General features: G+C 38.5%; 15 protein-coding genes. 9 read left to right on the top strand and 6 right to left on the bottom strand.

Annotated features, from left to right (window positions below; all coding sequences use genetic code 11):
• Positions 1-717 precede the first annotated feature (717 nt).
• Together rnd and U0839_RS00745 are read left to right on the top strand one after the other, a co-directional pair.
• Positions 718-1,893, top strand: a complete 1,176-nt coding sequence (rnd, locus tag U0839_RS00750) for a ribonuclease D (protein WP_155565922.1) — start codon at positions 718-720, stop codon at positions 1,891-1,893.
• Positions 1,894-1,952: 59 nt separating this feature from the next.
• Positions 1,953-2,489 carry a GcrA family cell cycle regulator gene (locus U0839_RS00745; RefSeq protein WP_155565921.1) on the top strand — a complete coding sequence of 179 codons (537 nt, stop codon included), beginning with the start codon at positions 1,953-1,955 and terminating at the stop codon, positions 2,487-2,489.
• A gap of 77 nt (positions 2,490-2,566) precedes the next feature.
• On the opposite strand, the gene U0839_RS00740 is transcribed toward U0839_RS00745, so the two are convergent.
• The gene (locus tag U0839_RS00740) at positions 2,567-3,067 is read right to left on the bottom strand and encodes a bactofilin family protein (RefSeq protein ID WP_155565920.1); all 501 of its coding nucleotides are present in this window, start codon (positions 3,065-3,067) and stop codon (positions 2,567-2,569) included.
• Between the two features lie 290 nt (positions 3,068-3,357).
• Between U0839_RS00740 and U0839_RS00735 the strand changes: the two genes are divergently transcribed.
• The 3 genes from U0839_RS00735 to U0839_RS00725 all read left to right on the top strand — a co-directional run bounded on the left by U0839_RS00735 (position 3,358) and on the right by U0839_RS00725 (position 6,952).
• The gene (locus U0839_RS00735; RefSeq protein WP_122124042.1) at positions 3,358-4,386 is read left to right on the top strand and encodes an adenosine kinase; all 1,029 of its coding nucleotides are present in this window, start codon (positions 3,358-3,360) and stop codon (positions 4,384-4,386) included.
• A 130-nt stretch (positions 4,387-4,516) separates the two neighbouring features.
• A complete protein-coding gene (typA, locus tag U0839_RS00730; RefSeq protein WP_122124041.1) occupies positions 4,517-6,340 on the top strand; it encodes a translational GTPase TypA in 1,824 nt (607 codons plus the stop codon).
• Positions 6,341-6,628: 288 nt separating this feature from the next.
• On the top strand, positions 6,629-6,952 hold the full coding sequence (locus U0839_RS00725; RefSeq protein WP_122124040.1) for a hypothetical protein: 324 nt from the start codon (positions 6,629-6,631) through the stop codon (positions 6,950-6,952).
• A gap of 60 nt (positions 6,953-7,012) precedes the next feature.
• Here the strand turns inward: U0839_RS00725 and alr are convergent, their stop codons facing one another.
• On the bottom strand, positions 7,013-8,143 hold the full coding sequence (gene alr, locus U0839_RS00720) for an alanine racemase (protein WP_413549872.1): 1,131 nt from the start codon (positions 8,141-8,143) through the stop codon (positions 7,013-7,015).
• 24 nt (positions 8,144-8,167) lie between these two features.
• Positions 8,168-9,190, bottom strand: a complete 1,023-nt coding sequence (locus U0839_RS00715) for an NAD(P)/FAD-dependent oxidoreductase (RefSeq protein ID WP_413549871.1) — start codon at positions 9,188-9,190, stop codon at positions 8,168-8,170.
• Positions 9,191-9,421: 231 nt separating this feature from the next.
• Between U0839_RS00715 and tsaE the strand changes: the two genes are divergently transcribed.
• The 4 genes from tsaE to trxA are packed head-to-tail and all read left to right on the top strand — an operon-like array spanning position 9,422 to position 16,875.
• The gene (tsaE, locus tag U0839_RS00710; RefSeq protein ID WP_232347493.1) at positions 9,422-9,859 is read left to right on the top strand and encodes a tRNA (adenosine(37)-N6)-threonylcarbamoyltransferase complex ATPase subunit type 1 TsaE; all 438 of its coding nucleotides are present in this window, start codon (positions 9,422-9,424) and stop codon (positions 9,857-9,859) included.
• A gap of 27 nt (positions 9,860-9,886) precedes the next feature.
• Positions 9,887-12,928 carry a double-strand break repair protein AddB gene (addB, locus tag U0839_RS00705; RefSeq protein WP_413549870.1) on the top strand — a complete coding sequence of 1,014 codons (3,042 nt, stop codon included), beginning with the start codon at positions 9,887-9,889 and terminating at the stop codon, positions 12,926-12,928.
• A complete protein-coding gene (addA, locus tag U0839_RS00700; RefSeq protein ID WP_155565914.1) occupies positions 12,901-16,464 on the top strand; it encodes a double-strand break repair helicase AddA in 3,564 nt (1,187 codons plus the stop codon). Before addB ends, addA begins: the two co-directional genes overlap by 28 nt.
• A 21-nt stretch (positions 16,465-16,485) precedes the next feature.
• Positions 16,486-16,875, top strand: coding sequence for a thioredoxin TrxA (trxA, locus tag U0839_RS00695; protein WP_370533615.1), 390 nt, complete (start codon positions 16,486-16,488; stop codon positions 16,873-16,875).
• 6 nt (positions 16,876-16,881) lie between these two features.
• On the opposite strand, the gene hpnK is transcribed toward trxA, so the two are convergent.
• The 3 genes from hpnK to hpnI form a co-directional block, all read right to left on the bottom strand.
• A complete protein-coding gene (gene hpnK / locus U0839_RS00690; RefSeq protein WP_370533609.1) occupies positions 16,882-17,733 on the bottom strand; it encodes a hopanoid biosynthesis-associated protein HpnK in 852 nt (283 codons plus the stop codon).
• A gap of 19 nt (positions 17,734-17,752) precedes the next feature.
• On the bottom strand, positions 17,753-19,177 hold the full coding sequence (hpnJ, locus tag U0839_RS00685) for a hopanoid biosynthesis associated radical SAM protein HpnJ (RefSeq protein WP_155565913.1): 1,425 nt from the start codon (positions 19,175-19,177) through the stop codon (positions 17,753-17,755).
• An 83-nt stretch (positions 19,178-19,260) separates the two neighbouring features.
• Positions 19,261-20,427: a bacteriohopanetetrol glucosamine biosynthesis glycosyltransferase HpnI gene (gene hpnI, locus U0839_RS00680; protein ID WP_155565912.1), complete on the bottom strand. Its 1,167-nt coding sequence runs from the start codon at positions 20,425-20,427 to the stop codon at positions 19,261-19,263.
• Positions 20,428-20,433 lie beyond the last annotated feature (6 nt).

Here is a 20,433-nt window from a genome sequence, read left to right as displayed (position 1 = left end):
TCATAATATCGATTAAGTTTATATTGGATTTACTTTAATCATATTATATGAAAACGGAAACAGAATTTAGTGATGTTGGTATTACAATAGGATTGAAAAAACAAGATGTTTACAGAGGAAGAAAAACAGGCGGCAAAATTTAAAATATTGTTACACGCCAATGTTTGATCAATCTTATGATTTTATAAAGCAATATTATCTTTTTGAATTTGCTAATTTATTTCAGGGTTGCTGTATTTATCCAGTAATGCAATCAGACATTTTTCGTTTCTGTTATCTATTGCAAATATATTGATGTTGAAATTGATTGTTATGCAAGTCTGGATAATATTTTTGTCTATCAGGAATTTGATTGTTTTTTATTATATGTTCAGGGAAATGATTCCTATATTGAAAATGGTTTGATCGTATCAAAAATGGAAAATAAAATAAAAAATCTGACTGAAACAAAAGCATTTGCCAATATAGGGGAAGCGTACTGGACCAGGTCTCTTATCAACGAGTGTTTTGGAATTGTTAATGAATACAATTTTGTTAAATTAATCTTTTTTGTCTATTGATACTTTGAGATTAATGTCAAATTATTTTATAAACCGTGTTTGTAATCATGCAGAGTTATCTTGTAAAAACACAGAAACAGGAAATTGGAGGAAATTTAAATTACCTTGAAAATCATATTATTTATAACGATTTTCAGTGTAACTAATTTAATTGTTTATGAAATCATTTAAGGAATTTCCTGCTCCTCAATTAATATCAGACAGTCATTCTCTGAGACAAATGGTTGATTCATTGTTGGTAGAAAACTATGTAACAATGGACACTGAGTTTGTAAGAGAATCGACTTATTGGCCGGAATTATGTTTAATTCAAATTGCAGGTAGTCATCAGGTTTATTTAGTTGATGCTCTTTCCAAGACAATTGATTTATCCTTATTAACCCCTCTATTGCTTGAACCAAAGATTGTTAAGGTTTTTCACGCCGCTCAGCAGGATTTGGAAATTTTTTTGCATTTATTTGGCTTTTTGCCTGTGTCGATATTTGATACGCAGATTGCTGCAATGGTTGCAGGGTTTGGAAATCAAATCGGTTATGATTCATTGATTGAATCGTTACTGAACCATAAGGTTGATAAATCCTATCGGTTTAGTGACTGGTCAATACGTCCCTTAACAAAAGCACAACAGGATTATGCAGTTGCAGATGTAACCTATCTGTGGAGTGCTTTTCCAATTTTATATGAAAAATTACGATTGGATAATCGCTTAAGTTGGGTTGCTTCTGAAATGGAACTTTTGTCCAATCCAGATTTTTATTTACCTCCTATTGAAAAAATCTGTAAAAAATTAGGGGCAAAAATTCGTAATGGTCGATCATTGGCCTGTTTATCTTATTTAATACAATGGCGTGAAGAGAAAGCTCAAAAGGTGAATATCCCAAGGCATCATTTCATTAGGGATGAAAGTCTTATTGCTATTGCCGTGGCTTTACCCGATACTGTAAAAACCTTGGAAAAAACAAGAGGTATTAATAGAGATTTTGCCAACGGCCAAGATGGTCAATCTGTCTTAGAAATTATAAAAAAAACGAAAACGATTGATTCTGAATCATTACCAACCCCTTTTATCTATAAAAATCCTGCAGAAAAACCATCAGAAGCTCTGGTTTCGTTGTTAAAGGTAATGCTATTGGCCAAATGTGAAATTTATAAAGTGGCCCCTAAGCTGGTTGCCAGTAGTAAGGATATTGAAAAAATAGCTTTGGGTTATCGAGATTTGGAAATATTTACAGGTTGGCGTCATGAAGTTTTTGGAAAAGATGCCATTGATCTATGTGAAGGGAAACTCATGATATCCGTTCAAGATAAAACATTAAAATTTGTAAAAGTTTGAATTTTGTTTTTAAAAAATTATTTGTTATTTATAAAGTGATGTAATTAAGGTGAAAATGTATGGAATGGACTGATGAAATCGTTGCCCGCCTACGGGAATTATGGGCACAAGGTCTTTCAACAGCGGAAATTGGCAGACAGCTTAATGTAACGAAAAACGCTGTTGTTGGTAAAGCGCATCGATTGGGACTTGAGGGAAGACCTTCCCCGATTCGCAAGGCGAGTGTAACAAAAGATAAAGTGGGTGAAACAAAATCTCAAAAAAATGCTATATCAAAAAAGGATGAGTCTAAAAAAAATAAAACCGTTACACAGACTGTTATAGAATCAAAAGAGATTAATGCTGTCAAAGACGAATCAGTTAAAGAGAAGCTTGAGGTTAGGACTAAAAAACGTAAAAAGCTTGAATTTATATCACCAAAAGAGCTGCCTTCTTATCGAAAATCAAATTCAGAATGCTGTTGGCCGATAGGTGATCCAGGCGAAAAAGACTTTCATTTTTGCAAGGCGCCGATCGTTCCGGGTAAACCCTATTGTTTGGAACATGTTCAGATCGCCTATGTAAAATTGAAAGATCGTAAGAATAACGTTGCCTAATAAATCTATCTTTTCTCATAAAATTAAATTTTGATGAGAGAAGATATGGTTACATAAATATTTGTTTATTATTTCGACTAAGTTGCTGAAGATTTAACTTCTTCTGTCACCACTTCCTCTTTATCGTTGCTATAATCGACAGCTGACGTTTGTTTCAGTTTGTCCGTGGTAATCATTTCAACCTGTCCGGTGACTTGTCCACCATCTTCAACTTTAAGGCGTCGGCATTTCGCCTTGCCAAGGAGCTTGCCACTTGCAGTGACTGTAAGATTCCCTTGAGCGGTAATATTGCCTTCCAGTATCCCGGTTATTTCAATATCCTGGGATTCAACAGTTCCACGGAAAACTCCAGATTGCTGAATGACAAGTTTTTTCAACTTGATTGAAGAGGTTTCAATCGTTCCTTCAACTATGAGTGTTTCAACGTCATTAAACGTACCTTGTATGTGTATACCCTGACCAACGACAAGAGCCCTGCGATTCAGGGATGCGTCATTTGAATATGTATGTTCTGTATTGTTTAAAAGCGTATTTCGGTTAATAAGTTTTTTTTCAAGAATAGGGGTTATATTATTCATTGTAAGATAAGACTTTCGTTTAAAGAACAAAGTAAAATCGGGTAACGTTGGGTTACGGTTTATTTTTGTTGTTTAATAATGGCTTCTTGTATAGTTTGTAAAGCAAAGTATAACAGACCTGCTAGGGAAAAATGACATTTAGTCAAAACAGATTGAAGATTTTTGAAAAATTAGTAAATGTTTTAAATATATTAATTACTTTTTAAGTATGCTGGCAAGAAAAAGAAATAACATCATTTAAGATTAGTGAATATAATTTTTATAATTATATGGAAAGGAAAGAGTTTTTTATGCGTGGTTTTAAAAATTTACTTGGTCGGAAGAAAGAGGATGATGTTGAATTTGATATTGCAGGAATAGGGAATGCCATTGTTGATATATTGACACGAGTTAATGATGATTTTCTCGAAAAACAGGAAATGATACCCGGAAGTATGAGTTTGATTGATGCAAAACGGGTCAAGGCCTTGAAAAGCCTGATAAAGCCGGAAAAACAAATGAGTGGGGGATCAGTGGCAAATACCTGTTTTGTTGCGGCCCTGATGGGGGCAAAAACGGCTTATTTGGGAAAAGTTGCGGATGACACCGTCGGAAAACGCTTTGCAGAAGATATTCAGCAGGGTGGTGTTTATTTTCCATCGACCCCTTTAAAATCATCCCTGCATCCAAATCTATATACAGCTCGGTCAATTATTTTTGTAACGCCCGACGGACAAAGAACCATGAATACTTATTTGGGGGCTTGCACTCAATTTACACCAGATGATGTTGATGAAGATGTCATAAGTCATGCCAAAATAACTTTATTGGAGGGATATTTATTTGATGGTGAACTTGCACAAAAGGCATTCTATCAGGCTGCAGATATTTCGCACAAAGCAGGAAGGAAAATCGCGTTGAGTTTGTCCGATCCTTTTTGTGTAAAGCGACATCTGGTACAGTTTAAGGATTTTGTATCAAATCACGTGGATATGGTTTTCGCAAACCAATTTGAAATTTGTGCACTATACGAAACGGAAGATTTGGAAAAAGCCATTCAAAATGCTTCGCAGGATATTCCAATCGCTGTTATAACCTGTGGTGAGAAGGGCAGTGTTATTCTTGCCAATTCAGAGCGGATAGAGGTTGCAAGTGTTCCAACGGTTGTTGTGGATACGACAGGGGCAGGTGATGCTTATGTTGCTGGATTTTTGGCTGGCTGGACAACAGACAGGACTTATGCCGAATGTGGTCGTCTGGGAAGTGTTGTGGCTGCGGAAGTTATTTCCCATGTGGGTGCCAGACCATTACCGGAATTGAAAGAAGTCATGAATTTCTAATTTTTGGCTTTTTTGATAAAAATAACTTTTGTTATTAATTTACGTAACTTTTGAAAAAAAGAATAATATGTATGTTTTGTAGATAATGCGAAACATACATATTTTGTATTGTTGGAGAATGAAAAACATCATGGAGATCCGAAATATTGCCATTATTGCACATGTTGACCATGGCAAGACAACGTTGGTTGATCAGTTATTACAGCAGTCCGGAACTTTTCGTGAAAATCAGCATGTGGTTGAACGTGCAATGGATAGTAATGATTTGGAACGTGAACGAGGAATTACGATTCTTGCCAAATGTACCTCTGTTGTATGGAATAATGTAAGAATTAATATTATTGACACCCCAGGACATGCGGATTTTGGGGGGGAGGTTGAACGTATCTTATCAATGGTTGATGGGGCGGTTGTCTTGGTTGATGCAGCCGAGGGAGCTTTGCCACAAACTAAATTCGTAGTTGGAAAAGCTTTGAATCGTGGTTTGCGCCCCATTGTTGTGGTGAACAAGGTTGACCGTTCAGATTCTCGTGCGGATGAAGTGCATAATGAAATTTTTGACCTGTTTGCAGCGATGGGTGCCAATGATGAGCAGCTGGATTTTCCAATGCTTTATGCGTCAGGGCGTCAGGGATGGGCTGATTATACAATTGAAAATCATAAAGAGGATTTAAGTGCGCTGTTTGATCTTATTGTCAAACACGTTCCGGCACCAACGGTTAACCTTGATGCGCCTTTTGCAATGGTTGCTTCTATCCTTGAATATGACAATTTCCTTGGACGTATATTAACCGGACGGGTAGAACAGGGAACGGCAAGGGTAAATATGCCTGTTCGTGTTTTGCAACATGATGGTAAAATTATTGAGACAGGCCGTCTAACAAAATTGTTAGCCTTCAGAGGCCTGGAACGTGTTCCTGTTGAGGAGGTCCAGGCTGGTGATATCGTGGCTGTGGCAGGTTTATCCAATACAACGGTTTCAGAAACCATTGCTTCTCCAGAAATAACTGAACCCTTACATGCTACCCCGATTGATCCTCCAACCCTATCTATGACCTTTCGCATTAATGACGGTCCTTTGGGTGGACGTGAAGGAAAAAAGGTGACCTCTCGTCAAATTCGTGAACGCCTGTATCGCGAGGTTGAGGGTAATGTTGCTATTCGTGTTACGGATAGTGCTGAAAATGATGCTTTTGAAGTGGCTGGACGTGGAGAGCTACAGCTCGGTGTTTTGATTGAAACGATGCGTCGGGAAGGATTTGAACTGACTATTGGCCGTCCAAAAGTTCTAACCCGCATTAACGAGGAAACAAGTGAGAAAGAAGAACCCTATGAAGAGGTTCTTATTGATGTTGATGAACCTTATTCTGGGGTTGTTGTTGAAAAAATGTCCCTACGAAAAGGTATAATGCAGGATATGAATCCATCTGGTGGCGGAAAAGTGAGATTGACTTTCTCAATTCCTTCCCGGGGTTTGATTGGATATCATAGCGAGTTCTTGACGGATACACGGGGAACCGGGATCATGAACCGGCTTTTTTCAGGTTATGGTCCCTGGGCTGGACCCATTGCTGGGCGTCGTAATGGTTCGTTGATTTCTGCCGAAAATGGTGTTGCCGTTCAATATTCCCTTTTCTCTTTACAGGATCGAGGGGTTTTGTTTGTAGAACCTTCTGACAAGGTTTATGTCGGAATGATTATTGGTGAACATTCTCGTGAAAATGATCTGGATGTTAATCCAATCAAAGAAAAAAAATTAACCAATATGCGTGCTGCGGGTAAAGATGAGGCACTTTTATTGACTCCGGCAAGAAAAATGTCATTGGAACAGGCTATTGCTTATATTGAGGATGATGAATTGGTGGAAGTTACACCGTCAGCCATTCGTCTTCGCAAATTATATCTTGATCCACATGAGCGGAAACGTCACGTCAGACAAAGAGCTGAAAGCTGATTATACATAAATTTATACAGGATTATAATAGGATATGATCCTGTATGTAACAATTTGTAACTTGATTTTAAAACAGGTCATTTTATAATTAACACGATTGCAAGGATTGCTGATTTTCTGTTTTCTTTTAAGAAATGAAATAAGACCAAATTAAGGCATAATTGTAAAAAATAGCAAAAATAATGCAATTATAATGTAAGACAAACCCATCAGGTTATGCTAACTTTTTCACATATCGGATATAGATTTTCGATACGATTTTAATTGATAATTTTGATTGGGAATAAAATGAAATTATTAGCTCGTCGTCTTTCTTTCGCTCTATCAACAGCAGCTGTATTAGGTTTTGCAGCTCCAGCTTTCGCTCAAGAAGCTGCACCAGCATCTCCTGCTCCTGCCGCTGTTGCACCAGCGGCTCAAGCACCAGCATCTGCTCCAGCAGCGGCAGCTTCTGAAGCTCCAGCAACAGACGCAGCAGCTCCAGCTACTCATCATGGTAAAAGAGCGCATCACGGTAAAAAAGCGCATCATGGTAAAAAAGCACACCATGCTAAAAAAGCGGCAGCTTCTGAAGCTCCAGCAACAGACGCAGCAGCTCCAGCTGCTAACTAATTATTCCGTTTAATTAGTTGTTCAAGACAGGGTTGTATCGTACCACCCTGTCTTTTTTATTTAATTGTAAATACGCCGATAACGATTTCCCAGGGCGGTAAGAATTTCGTAACCAATTGTATCTGCTGCGTTGGCTATTGTTTCAATTGGACAGTTGAGGCCAATAATTTCTATTTCATCGTCAATCATAACTTTTTTGTTGGCAAGGGGTGATATATTGATACATAAACAATCCATCGAAATTCGCCCAATTACGGGCAAGGGAATGTCAGGGTGATCAATATGTTTGACGCAGATTTTATTGCTGAGTGATCGAAAAAAACCATCTGCATAGCCCGTTGAAACGATAGCCAGTTTTAACGCTTTGTCTGCTGTGAACGTTGCACCATAACCGACAGTGGCCCCTTTGGGAATTTCCCTTAATTGTAAGATTTTACTTCGTAATGTCACAACAGGATACATGGGATTCTTGTGTCCAGGAACAGGGTTGATCCCATATAATGCCGCTCCTGGACGTGTTAGATCGAAATGCCAATTTTCACCTAGAAAAATACCACTTGAAGCTGATAAACTGGCCGGTACGGAAGGAAAGTGATGGATAAAAGCCTTAAACCGTTGCAATTGAATAAGATTTAATGAATGATTTGGATCATCGGCACAGGCTAGATGGCTGATGGTCAGGGTAGGAATGAAAGGTGATATAGATTCATCCTGGATGATTCTTAAATTGTTTATGTCAAGACCGAAACGAGACATGCCTGTATCAAATTGCAAGGCGGCAGGATAATTAAAATTGGCATCTTTACATATTTGTACCCATAACTTTACCTGTTTCAGGTCATTTAGAATCGGGATCAGGTTATAATTGATAAATGTTTTGGCATCATATGGATAAAAACCGTTCAGGACATAGATTGCGTATTCATTTCCCAATATTGATCTAAGTGCAATTCCTTCATCTAGATAAGCAACAAAAAAATTCTTGCATTCTGTTTTTTGTAATGCCCTTGCCACCGGTAACATTCCCAGTCCATAAGCGTTTGCCTTGACGACAGCCCCACATCGTGCCATTTTTGTTTTGTTATTGAGCAAATCATAATTTTTTATAATCGCACTTAAATCAATAGATAAAGTTGCCCCCGCATTTTTGGTAAAAAGATCAGGGTTTATGGAAATATAGGGTTGCATCATTATAAAGACCTTGGAAACTGGGATCTATGGTTTTACTGGAATTCCGTGTGTTGTTGAGTGTTCAAAATGCAGTGGTGTTTCTGGATTAACAATATTATATAACGCATAAGCAGCCATAGAGGCCTCGCTGAATCCTTGTAATATAAGTTTTAATTTTCCTGGATAAAAAGCGATATCTCCGATGGCAAATGTTCCTTCCAGACTTGTTTCACAGGTCGATGGAGTTACCGGAATTCTTCCTTGAATAATGTCAATATCCCAGGATTGTAAAGGGCCAAGATCAGTGGTCAGGCCAAAAAAGGCCAGTAAATGATCGGCTGGAAGAGATCTAATCTGTTTGTCTAGTGAAATAATATCAACTGATTCTAGAACGCCTTGTTTTCCATGCAGCTTACGAAGCTGGTAGGGGACAAGTTTATTGATTTTTTTTTCTGAAATCGCCGTTTCAAGACGTGCAAGACTTTCCGGTGAAGCCCGGAAACGGTCTCTTCTATGAATCAAGGTGATGGATTTGGCCTTATCTTTTAAGGTCAGTGCCCAGTCAACCGCTGAATCCCCTCCACCGGCAATGACAATATTTTTGTCTATAAATGAATCACTTTTTCGGATGTAATAATGAACGGTTTTGGCCTGTTCATAAGCTTCTATATTTTCCAACGGTGGACGATTCGGACCGAAAGACCCTGCACCAATGGCAATGATTATGCCTTTGGCATGAATGATATTGTTTTTATCGGTTTTTAAAGTGAAATTTCCTTTCTGACCTTCCATTTCTACAACCTTGTTTGATAAAAGGCGTGGAATATCAAAAGGTTCAATTTGTTTTTCTAGAGAATCAATAAGAGATTGTGCGGTAATACTTGGATGAGCGGGAATATCATAAATTGGTTTTTCTGGATATAGGGCTGAACACTGTCCCCCCACTGTATCCAGTGTGTCAATCAAGATAGACTTCATTTTTAGCATACTGCATTCAAAAGCGGCAAATAAGCCGGCCGGACCCGTACCAATTATGGCAATATCAGTCGTGATAGAGGTTCCAATCATTATATTGACCTTTAATATAAGAAAAAAATAGAATTATAAGGATGATTGCAAAGAGTTTACATATTAAAATAAGCATAAAATAATAGTTTGAAAAAAAATTGTTATAAAATGAATTTTATTGAATATATTTATTATCAAGACATATCTGTAATCTAGAAATGTTAACTTTCTGTAAGTTATTATTAAATCGTTTTATTACCAGTTAAGTTTTATGTAATCATGATTATAAAAATGTATGATTTACCAAATTTGCAAGCAACAAATGATTTGGCTGTAAAAATTTCCCGTTTAATACAGACAGGTGACGCCATTTTATTATCAGGTCCTTTGGGTATTGGTAAAACTGCTTTTGTTCGGTCATTCTTGCGATCTATTTGTGAAGATTCTGAAATGGAAGTTCCCAGTCCTTCTTTTACCTTGGTACAACATTATGAAAGCCCAAAATTTCATTTATATCACTATGATTTGTGGCGGTTGGAAAATGAACAGGATTTAATCGAGTTGGATTGGGATGATGCAATGGAGGGTGTTGTCTTGGTCGAATGGCCAGAGCGTTTGCAGGATTTTGTTCCTGACGGGGCTTTGCATATTGATTTTTCTCTACATTCTGATTCCGGGCGTCGTGTTGTCCTTTCAGGCTGGGATGAACGGCTAAACTTGCTTGAATAATAAAATGACCTTCATGATTATTTGAAAATGTCTAAATATATCACGATCCCCTTTAATGCAGTATTTTTGGATACGATTGCTCAAAAATGGATGGAGGAAATGCATTCTCAAGGGGGTTACCCGTGTGGAATGGTTATTGTTCCCAATCAGAGAACCGTAAAAGCGTTAATTAATAGTTTTATTAAAGTTAATAAAGGGAAACCGCTGCTTTTACCCAAAATTATTTCCATTGGCACTATAGATGAGGCAGGATTATCTTTTAATAGCAAAGAGGAACTGACACTTTTTCCCGCAGTTCATCCTGTAAAAAGATTATCAATTCTGACATCGTTAATTATACAAATGAATCATGAGCTTGGTAATCAAATTCAGGCTGGTGAAGCTTGGAATTTGGCTAAATCCCTGGCTGATTTAATGGATGAGGCGGAATGGATTGGATGTGATTTAAAGACGGCTTTATCAAAAGCGGTTGAGGATGAATATGCACAGCACTGGCAAAATATTCTAAAATTTCTATCAATTATAACCGAGATATGGCCTCAATGGTTACAGGATAATCAATTGATGAATCCCGTAGAAAGGGTAATAGCTCTTTTAAAAACCCAGGCTAAAAGTTGGCGGAATTCTGGATGCCAGGATCCAGTTTGGGTGGTCGGATTTGCAGATGCAAGGCCCGTTATTGTTGAATTTCTGTCCACGGTTGTTCAATTGCCACGCGGACGTTTGATTGTTTCCGGGTTACAGGAGGATTTGTCAGAGGAAAGCTGGAATGCTTTGCCTGTCACGCATCCCTATGCCGAACTTGTCAAAATGTTTTCGGCATTAGGTATTAAGCGTTCTGATTTTCAATACTGGGATCATACATGTGTTCAACCAATTTGTAAGGAGCGTGTATCAGCATTTCAGCAAATTTTATTACCTGCTGACCGTTTGGAAAGCTGGTTAATAAACCGGCGTCTTGTACATTTGGATCAATGTTTTTTAATTGAACCGCTCAATCAGCAGCAAGAGGCAATAGCCATTGCGTTAATGATTCGAGATGCCCTGGAAATTCCACAGAAAAGAATTGCACTTGTTACACCTGATCGTAATTTGGCAATGCGTGTTTCTCTGGAACTGGGACGGTGGGGGGTTATCGCGGATGATAGTGCTGGTGAACCACTTTATAAAACGGCCGGCACAGTCTTTTTAAATTTGATTTTGCAAGCTTGTGTCGAGGATTTTACCCCTTTATCTTTATTATCCTTACTTAAACATCCATTTGCTTGTTGTGGATTGCCTGCCAGTTTATGCCGTGATTATAGCCGTTTGCTGGAGATCTTTATTCTAAGACAATTTGCAGCCTCTGGTTTATCAGTCATTCAAGCGGCATTGAAGCGGAAAATCGAAGAAATTAAGCTGTTGGATAAGGATACCCTAAGAACCGATATCGCATATTTTTTTTCCAACTCATCTGAATTGGTCAGCTTGCTGGATCGATTGAAACAGAATGTGCAAACTCTGTTGGGAAAAACTACAAAATATACGGTTGGCGAATGGGTGACGTATTTGGCAAGAGCTGCGGAACAGCTTGCCTCTAATCAAGAACAGAATGGAGAGGATATTCTATGGAAAGCTGAAGAGGGAAATGCACTTGCCGAGCATTTAAGAGATCTTATTGTTGAAACTGAATATATAAAGGTGGTTACTTTATCTGAATTTGCCAGCATTTTCAGGGCATCGTTTCAAGGATTAATTGTTCACACGCGCCGTGCCCTACAAGGGAGAGAGGTTAAACAGCTTCATCCAAGGGTATATATCTGGGGATTGCTTGAAGCACGGTTGCAGAATGTTGATATGGTAATTTTAGGGGGATTATCCGAAGGGGTATGGCCACCCTCCATTGATTCTGGTTCTTGGCTAAGCCGCCCGATGCGTGAAAAAATGGGGATGGGACTGCCGGATATTGAAATAGGTCGTACAGCCTATGCTTTTATGGCTTTGTGTTGTTCGATACCAGAAGTGATTTTGTCTTCACCGTTAAGACAGGAAAATGCGCCAGTTGTGCAATCACGTTGGATTGTCCGTCTTAAGGCGTGGTTGAAGGGGCGTAAGAGTGTGATTCAGCAGCATCCGGCTTTGTTGTGGACAAAATATCTTGATCAACCAGATGGATCTCCAACCCCAATGGAATGTCCTTCTCCGAAACCTTTGCCGGCGTTGCGTCCAAAATCCATTTCCATAACTGATGTTGAGCGATGGATAAAGGATCCTTATGAGATTTATGCGAAAAAAATACTTAATTTAAGAAAAATTGTTGGTTTGGAGGAAGATCGATCAACCAGTATTTTTGGGTTGATAGTTCATGAAGGGTTAAAGAATGTTTATGAAAATTATAGCAAACAATGGACGCTAAGCGGAATAGAGCAGACTCTTTTGGATGTACTGGATAAACGTCAGGATATCTTAATTTCTTATAAGAAATGGTGGCATGCACGGTTATTAAAAATTGCCCATTGGGTTTACCAACAGGAAAAGTCACGTCGTAATAGTCGAATGCTTCCTCAGTTTTATCTTGAAAAAGAAGGCCATCATTATTTTCAGTTGTCCGCAGGAATTGACTTTACCTTACGGGGTGTTGCGGATCGAATACAGCTAAACACGGATGGAACTGTAGAAATATATGATTACAAAACAGGTGTTACCCCTGCGTGTATAAATGTGAAGAACGGATTGTTTCCGCAGTTACCCTTGGAAGCGGCAATGGCTTATTATGGCGGGTTTGATAAAAGTCTGGCTGAACATGAAATTTCAAAATTTACATATTGGGAGTTAAAGGGGGGAATAGAGGAAGGTAAGGAAATCCATATAGATAATATTCAAAAAGAAGGGGATGCCACAAATTTAAGCGAAAGATACTGGCAAGTTCTTCAAAAGCTGATTATTGCCTATTGTGATCAGGAACAGCCTTATTTATCCCGTCCACGTCCTCATTTAATAAAAGAATATGTACAAACCCTGCCTGTTTTTGGAGATTATAAGCATTTGGCTCGTTTTCTTGAATGGGGATTGGGAACTGGGGGATCATGATGCAGCGGCAGTTTTCTTTTTCAGATCCTGTTGAAGAAGCGAACAGGCAACAAAGAGATGCCTCTAATCCGCATTATTCAGTTTTTGTATCCGCATCGGCAGGAAGCGGTAAGACAAAACTTCTTGTTGATCGTTTATTACGGTTAATGATGCCCTGGACTGATAAAAAGGGTAAAATTCATCCCGGTATACAACCGCAGCGGATCCAATGTTTAACCTATTCCAAATCCGCGGCTGCCGAAATGGCAATTCGGTTGCAAAAAAAATTAAGTGAATGGGTTGGCTATACGAATCAAGAACTGGATAGGGCTTTGCTCGATTTACAAATCAATCCGTGCGATAAGATGCGCAGAGCGGCTCGGGCATTGTTTGCAGAAATTTTGGATTTACCAGGGGGTATGCGGATTGAAACCAATCATGCATTTTGTCAATCTATCCTGCAGCGTTTCCCTTTGGAGGCCAGAATTATTCCTCAGTTCAAGGTTATTGAGGAGGGTGATAATTTATTAACCTTCAAAAGGGCTTTTAACGAAAAAATTGATGAAATTTCTGATCATGATATTCAGGTCTTAAGCCCATTAATCAATAATAATCATTTTTTGGAGCTTTTACAGGAACTACAACAAAATCAGCAATATTTACAGCCAGTTTTACGTTTGATTCAACAGCGACAATTTTCCGCTTATTTACGGTCATGTTTAAAGCTGGATTTTTCCAATAAACAGGATTATTTAGCTCGTGTATGTGAAATCTGGCCAGCAGAAAAGGACATTAGAAAATGTCTGGAACTGAATCGGGATATTAAAAATAAAAAATCTAGAGCGGCAATAGAATCCTGTATTCGATGGTTTGATCTTTCGAGCGATCAACGAATTGTTCAATGGGATATAATACAGGAGACCTTGCTTAAAAAAAATGGTGAAGTTAAAAATTTTACTGTCAATAAGGGGGAAAATAACGCGATTGCAGTTTTGTTGAATGAACAGGCTGACTATATGTATCAGATTGCTGAAACAATCAATCGCTATGACATTTATGAATATACAGGGGCTCTTTTGAATGTCTTTTCATTAATTTGGCAACATTATCAAGATATTAAACGTGCCCAAGGGGTTTTGCATTACAGTGATTTGATTAATTACACTTTGGATTTGCTTGATAATCCTGGTGCCGCTTGGGTTTTGTTCAAGCTCGATGGCGGTTTGGAACATATTTTGTTGGATGAAGTACAGGATAATTCGGCTGAACAATGGCGGATTGCAGATAATATTTCGTCTGAATTTTTTGCGGGATTGGGTAAGGATCCTGTTTCGCATCATTCCAGAACGGTTTTTGCCGTTGGAGATTACAAACAATCCATCTATTCTTTTCAGGGGGCAAAGCCACAGGAATTTTTTAATTTTCGTGAAAAAATATCAAAAAAGGTAAAAGAGGCAGGTGAATTATGGGCGGATCCCCAATTACGGGTTTCCTTTCGTTCCAGTCAGATTATTCTTGATTTCGTAGATCAGGTCTTTTCGCCTGAAAATGGATTAACAGGCGTCTGGGATAATTTATCAATGGATCAGTTTCGCCAGCATCGTTCGGCGAAGATATCTGCTCCCGGGCGGGTTGATATATGGCCATTAGCGATGATGGATGATATGGAAAAGGAGGATTTGGAAACCTTATGGAAACCATTGAGGAAAAATCAGTATCATTCAACACCTGACATGGTTTTGGCTGAATGTCTTGCCGATTGGATTAAGGGACAGATCGGCAGGGTACCACCTTATGGTGGGCGTCCCATCAGGGCAGGTGATATTCTTATTTTAATCCGGAAACGATCTGATTTTTCACGGGCCTTGATCCGGGCTCTGAAAATGAAAAATATTCCATTGGTCAATCTGGTTAAAACACAATTGCTTGATCAAATAGTCGTACAGGATCTATTGGTACTTTGTGAGGTGCTTTTATTGCCGCAGGATGATTTGACCTTGGCATGTGTCTTAAAATCACCTTTGGGGGGATTGGATGAAGAAAGTCTTATGGAGCTTGCCGGATCAAGAATAAAAGGCCAGACTTTGTGGAATGCCTTGTTTATTCGACATTTGGAAAGGAAAGACTGGCAGGAGGCATGGTTAATGCTCTCAAAATTGTTTGCCAGAGTGGATTATGTTACGCCCTATGCCTTGTTGGTTGAGATTTTGGGGGAACATCGTGGACGGGAAAGATTTCTCGCCCGTTTGGGGGAAGAGGCACTTGAGGCGATTGATGAATTACTTTTCCAGGCAATGCAATATGAAGATAATCATATCCCATCTTTACAGGGTTTTTTATATTGGTTGAAACAATCCGAACGTACCATAAAAAACGAGGCGGAAGCAGACCTTGATATGGTTAGGATTATGACGGTACATGGTGCGAAAGGACTGCAGGGGCGTTTAGTCATTTTACCTGATACCGTGAATCCCGCATCTAAACAGGGCGGGTTTCAATCTGATCAGGTTCTGGTTTGGAAAGAGGATGCGGAAAAGAATATCAAAATCCCTTTATATGTTCCAAATAAAAATTGCGATATTAGGGAAAGTAAAGAATATAGGTCATTTAAATTGCAATTGGATACCGAAGAAAGCAATCGTCTGCTTTATGTTGCTTTAACGCGTGCAAGTGAATGGTTATTGGTTTGTGGCTGGCAAAAATCCAAAAATAAAAAAACTGAAAACACTTGGTATGATTATTGTGAAAAGGCGATGAAGCAGTTGCCTGATTTGCAGGCCTGTTTTTTCCAAGAAATTTGGGAAGGAACACATCATTTTATAGAAAATAAAAGTAATTCCCTTTCATACAATATGAATTGTTCACCGGATGATTTTGGAAATCAATCCAGCAAATCAATAATTTTGCCCAAATGGTTGCAACAAAAAGGAAAGGCTGTTGCGTTACCTGATGAAAATGTCATATTACCCCATTATATTCCAAGTCGACCAGACGGGATAATATTTGGTGAGGTTCCTTCTAAAATATCACCGGTTAAAACAAGAAAGAAAAAAGATCCTTTTTATCGTGGTCGAGTCATTCATGCCTTATTACAATATTTGCCAAATTACCCTTGTGAAAAGCGTTATGACTTGGCATATCAATGGTTCAAGCGAGAAAATGTTAAACTATCCGGTCAGGAATTGGATAAAATCGTTCATCAAGTTATCCAGTTGATTAATAATCCAGAATTACAAAAATTGTTTGATTCTGATAGTTTGGTTGAACAACCTGTAACAGGTATTGTCAATGATCTTGTCATTACGGGTCAGATTGATCGTATGCGTATTTTACCGGATAAAATTTTACTATGTGATTTTAAATCCGGTCAAAAAGTGCCGGATACTGTTGAAATGGTATCCAAAATTTATTTAAGGCAGATGGCATCTTATTGGATCTTATTAAAGGAAATTTATCCATATCATCAAATTGAGCCGTTACTGATTTGGACGGATGCTCTAAAAATAATGAAATTGCCCATTGCTTTACTTGAAAATTATTTGCCGGCACAGATATAGACAATCTTAATAATATTTGACATCAAGGACAGTCATCTATTTAGTAGATATGAAGAATATTTTAAAAGTTATGAGGTAGAAATGAGCGAATTTACTAAAAAAGTAACAGATCAAAGTTTTGAACAGGATGTATTGAAATCCGATCAAATCGTCTTGGTTGATTTCTGGGCGGAATGGTGCGGACCTTGCAAAATGATTGCTCCAGTTTTGGAAGAATTAGCAAAAGAAATGCAAGGTAAATTAGTTGTTGCCAAGGTTAATGTCGAGGAAAACCCTGAGGTGCCAACAAATTATGGAGTTAGGGGAATTCCAACCCTTATCTTGTTCAAAGATGGACAGCCTTTATCAACCAAGGTAGGAGCCTTACCAAAGGAAAAATTGAAAGGCTGGATTGAAACAGCTATCCGTTGAGATATTTTAAATGTTTTTCCAAGTAATTGGATGAATGCCATGTTCCTGAAGCAGCTTGGGGAAGTCTGGGTGACAGAGGGTCTCCAGCTCCTTTTCAGGTTCATATTGAGGCATAAGTTGATTATATAATCCCGTTTTTGTGGTTGCAGGATGGAAAAACAATTCAGAATTACCTTGTGGTAGGGACGGGATTAATTTCTGGATACGGTCAAATGTCATATGCCCACACCAGGATAAGCCAAAGCACCAATCAAAATATTTCATCCCGGCTTTTTTGATCTGTTCTTCAAGAAGTTTGCACCAATAATAAACCAGCAAGTTATTTGTATTATCTAGATTGGTTGTCTGATCAATGGATCTGAGAGTCTTAACGGGTTCTTTGGGAAGTCTTATTCGTTGCAACCGATAATCATGACTGATTTTTATAATAAGCTGGGCAATGGTTGGGTGAAGATGCATATGTTTATGCACATCGATATGATCAAGAGCCAGTCCTGTTTTCCTAAAGGTTTCAAATTGAGCCCTGATTTCCTTTTCCAGTTGTCTACGGATGTGTTGATTGAAAAAGTAGTTGATTCCCATTTTAAGTTGTTGTGAGGGGAAAAGACGATTTTCATCGACAAGAAGTGGAATCTCACTTTTTGGCAAAATCGATTTTCCCTCAATGACAACAACATGCAATCCAACCTGCAAATTTGGCATTCTTTTGGCTCTTATGATTGCATCCTCAGCTGCATCGCCTGCAATCATAAGATTCGCAGTACTCAGGACTCCTTGCCGATGTGCAATTTCAATTGCCTCATTGACCTCGACAGATAAACCGAAATCATCTGCTGAAATAAGAATTTTTCTTGTCACAAAATTTCTTTATCGTTTATTATGATGTATGGCGATCTCGTAGAAATTGGAAAAATTCGACACCTTCACGTAAGCGACGTTTCATCATTTGTGGGCTGGTGATCATCTCTCCTACAATAGATGCTATTTTGGGAGCGCGAAAGTAAAATTTCTTGTAAAATGTTTCAACGCTATCAAAAATTTCCGTATGAGATAAATGAGGATAATGCAAAGGGGCGATCTGAACGCCATGTTCATCAATCAATTCCGCATTATTTTCATCCAGCCATCCATTTTCAAGTGCCTGCTGATGCAGAAATGTTCCTGGATATGGAGCGGCTAGGGAAACCTGTAAAGTATGAGGGTTGATTTCAGTGGCGAATTTGATTGTTTCCTGGATTGTTTCCTTGGTCTCTCCTGGTAAACCGAGAATAAAGGTGCCGTGGATTTTAATTCCAAGTTCATGACAGTTTTTTGTGAATTCACGTGCAACCTCGATTCGCATTCCCTTTTTAATGTTATGCAGGATTTGCTGATTTCCGCTTTCATAACCAACCAGCAATAGGCGCAGCCCATTATCCTTTAACACTTTCAAGGTGCTACGGGGAACATTCGCCTTGGCGTTACAGGACCAGGTCACCCCTAATTTTCCCAATTCACGAGCGATTGCCTCCGCACGAGGAAGATCATCTGTAAATGTATCATCATCAAAGAAAAATTCTTTAACTTGTGGAAAATATTGTTGAGCCAAACGAATTTCTGCCGCGACATGTTCTGGACTTCGTGTACGATAACGATGTCCACCTACTGTTTGTGGCCACAGGCAGAACGTGCAGCGTGATTTGCATCCACGGCCAGTATATAGGGAAAGATATGGATGTTTTAAATATCCAATGAAATAATCTTCAATATGAAGATCCCTTTTGTAAACCTCGGTAACAAAAGGCAAGGAATCCATATTTTCAATCATTGCCCTGTTTTTATTATGAACAATTTTGCCATTTGCATCCCGCCAGGATATGCCGTCAATATCTTTGAAATCGCGACCTTCTGCGACTTCTTTCAATGTAAAGTCAAATTCATTCCGGGCTACAAAATCAATAACATCGCTCTTTTCAAGACTTTCCTGGGGTTGAACAGCAACCTTTGCACCGACCATGCCAATTTTGAGGGAAGGATTTGCATCCTTGAGCATTTTTGCAACCTTGACATCCGATGAAAAGGATGGGGTAGAAGTATGCATGATCACCAGATCACGGTTTTTCACATCAGCAAGAATGGGTTCCATCGTCATTCTTGCAGGGGGCGCATCAATCAGGCGACTGTTCGGGATAAGGGCTGCCGGTTGGGCCAACCAAGTTGGATACCAGAATGATTTAATTTCGCGCTTGGCTTGGTAGCGGGAACCTGCACCTCCATCAAAACCTTCAAAGGAGGGAGGTTGTAGAAACAGAGTCTTCATCATGATGGAACTAATCCTTTGATTTTTTCTATTTTATTATGGTTGTTTAAAAATACTTAATTGGTTCAATTATCTATCACTATCGTTTAACTATTGGAACCTTGGTTTTTTTTAAAAGTCATTTTTTGTCCACGCCATTCAATATCTTCTTTGAAAATACTTCTCATCATAATAGAAGCCGAGGTCCAGTCCCTTAAGGGTAACAGGAAAGGAATTAACTTAAGGTCAAGTTTAATCTTTTTATTGATTACTAAACAACAAATAGATTGAAAAATCCAGCAGCTTAAAAAATTAATCCATGATTTTTTTTCCAGAGGGTTCAGTAAAACAGCAAGAGAAATCCAGAATAGGGGAAGCTGGATGAAAGAGCATGTAAAACCAAGGGGTTCCACCGTAAAAACGGTACGATTCCAGCGCAACTCATGTTTATATAAAGCTTGAAAAGTATTTTCAGAAACAGTTGTCTTAACGATGGAAGGTGAAAGAATAACCTCTAAATTTTGTTTTCTGATAAGCTCTCCAAGTTTTGCATCGTCTGCAATATAGGGTAACAGAGCTTTTAATCCGCCAATTTTCATAAGTATGGATCGTTTGATTGCAACACAGGCACCAAAACAATCCTGACGGCCCAGATAGCGTGAAAGTATCACGCCCGGCATAAAGTTATAATTGATATGAGCACTGGCCAGCATTTGGACAATAGAGGATTCATAAGGTAATCCACTATATAAAGAGGTTATCAGTCCAACATTGTCATTATCCAATAAGGGAATGGTTTCTCTTAAATAATTCTGATGCGGTGTATGAATATCGGAATCTGAAATAAGCAGACAGTCATGGATTGCGTAGGAAAACATGTTTATTAAATTTGATACTTTGCGGTTTACCCCGTGAATCTCTGGATTGATAACCAGTTTAATATCGCGATTGGGATATTGATTCTGTAGATGATGAACAATTTCAATTGCAGGGTCTTTTCTATCTTGAACGCCAAAAATTAATTGAAAATCTGGATAATTCTGTTCGCAGAAACTTTGTAAAGCTTCATAAAGGAGGGGTTCTGTATTAGCCAAAGGCTTTAAGATTGTTACTGGGGGAAGGGAAGAGGGGGCTGTATATTTTTTTTGTTTTTTGATTTTTTTTTTAAAGAAATAGATAAGCAGACAGCTGATTCCAGATTGAATGCACCCCAGTAATGTACAAATGGATAAAATTCGTGTTAATTTAATTTTCGTTTGTAAGGACCAAAACATATAGAC

This window comes from Commensalibacter sp. A3DC (assembly GCF_047307945.1).
GTDB classification, from domain to species: Bacteria; Pseudomonadota; Alphaproteobacteria; order Acetobacterales; family Acetobacteraceae; genus Commensalibacter; species Commensalibacter melissae.
This window is presented reverse-complemented; position numbering and strand designations above follow the sequence as displayed.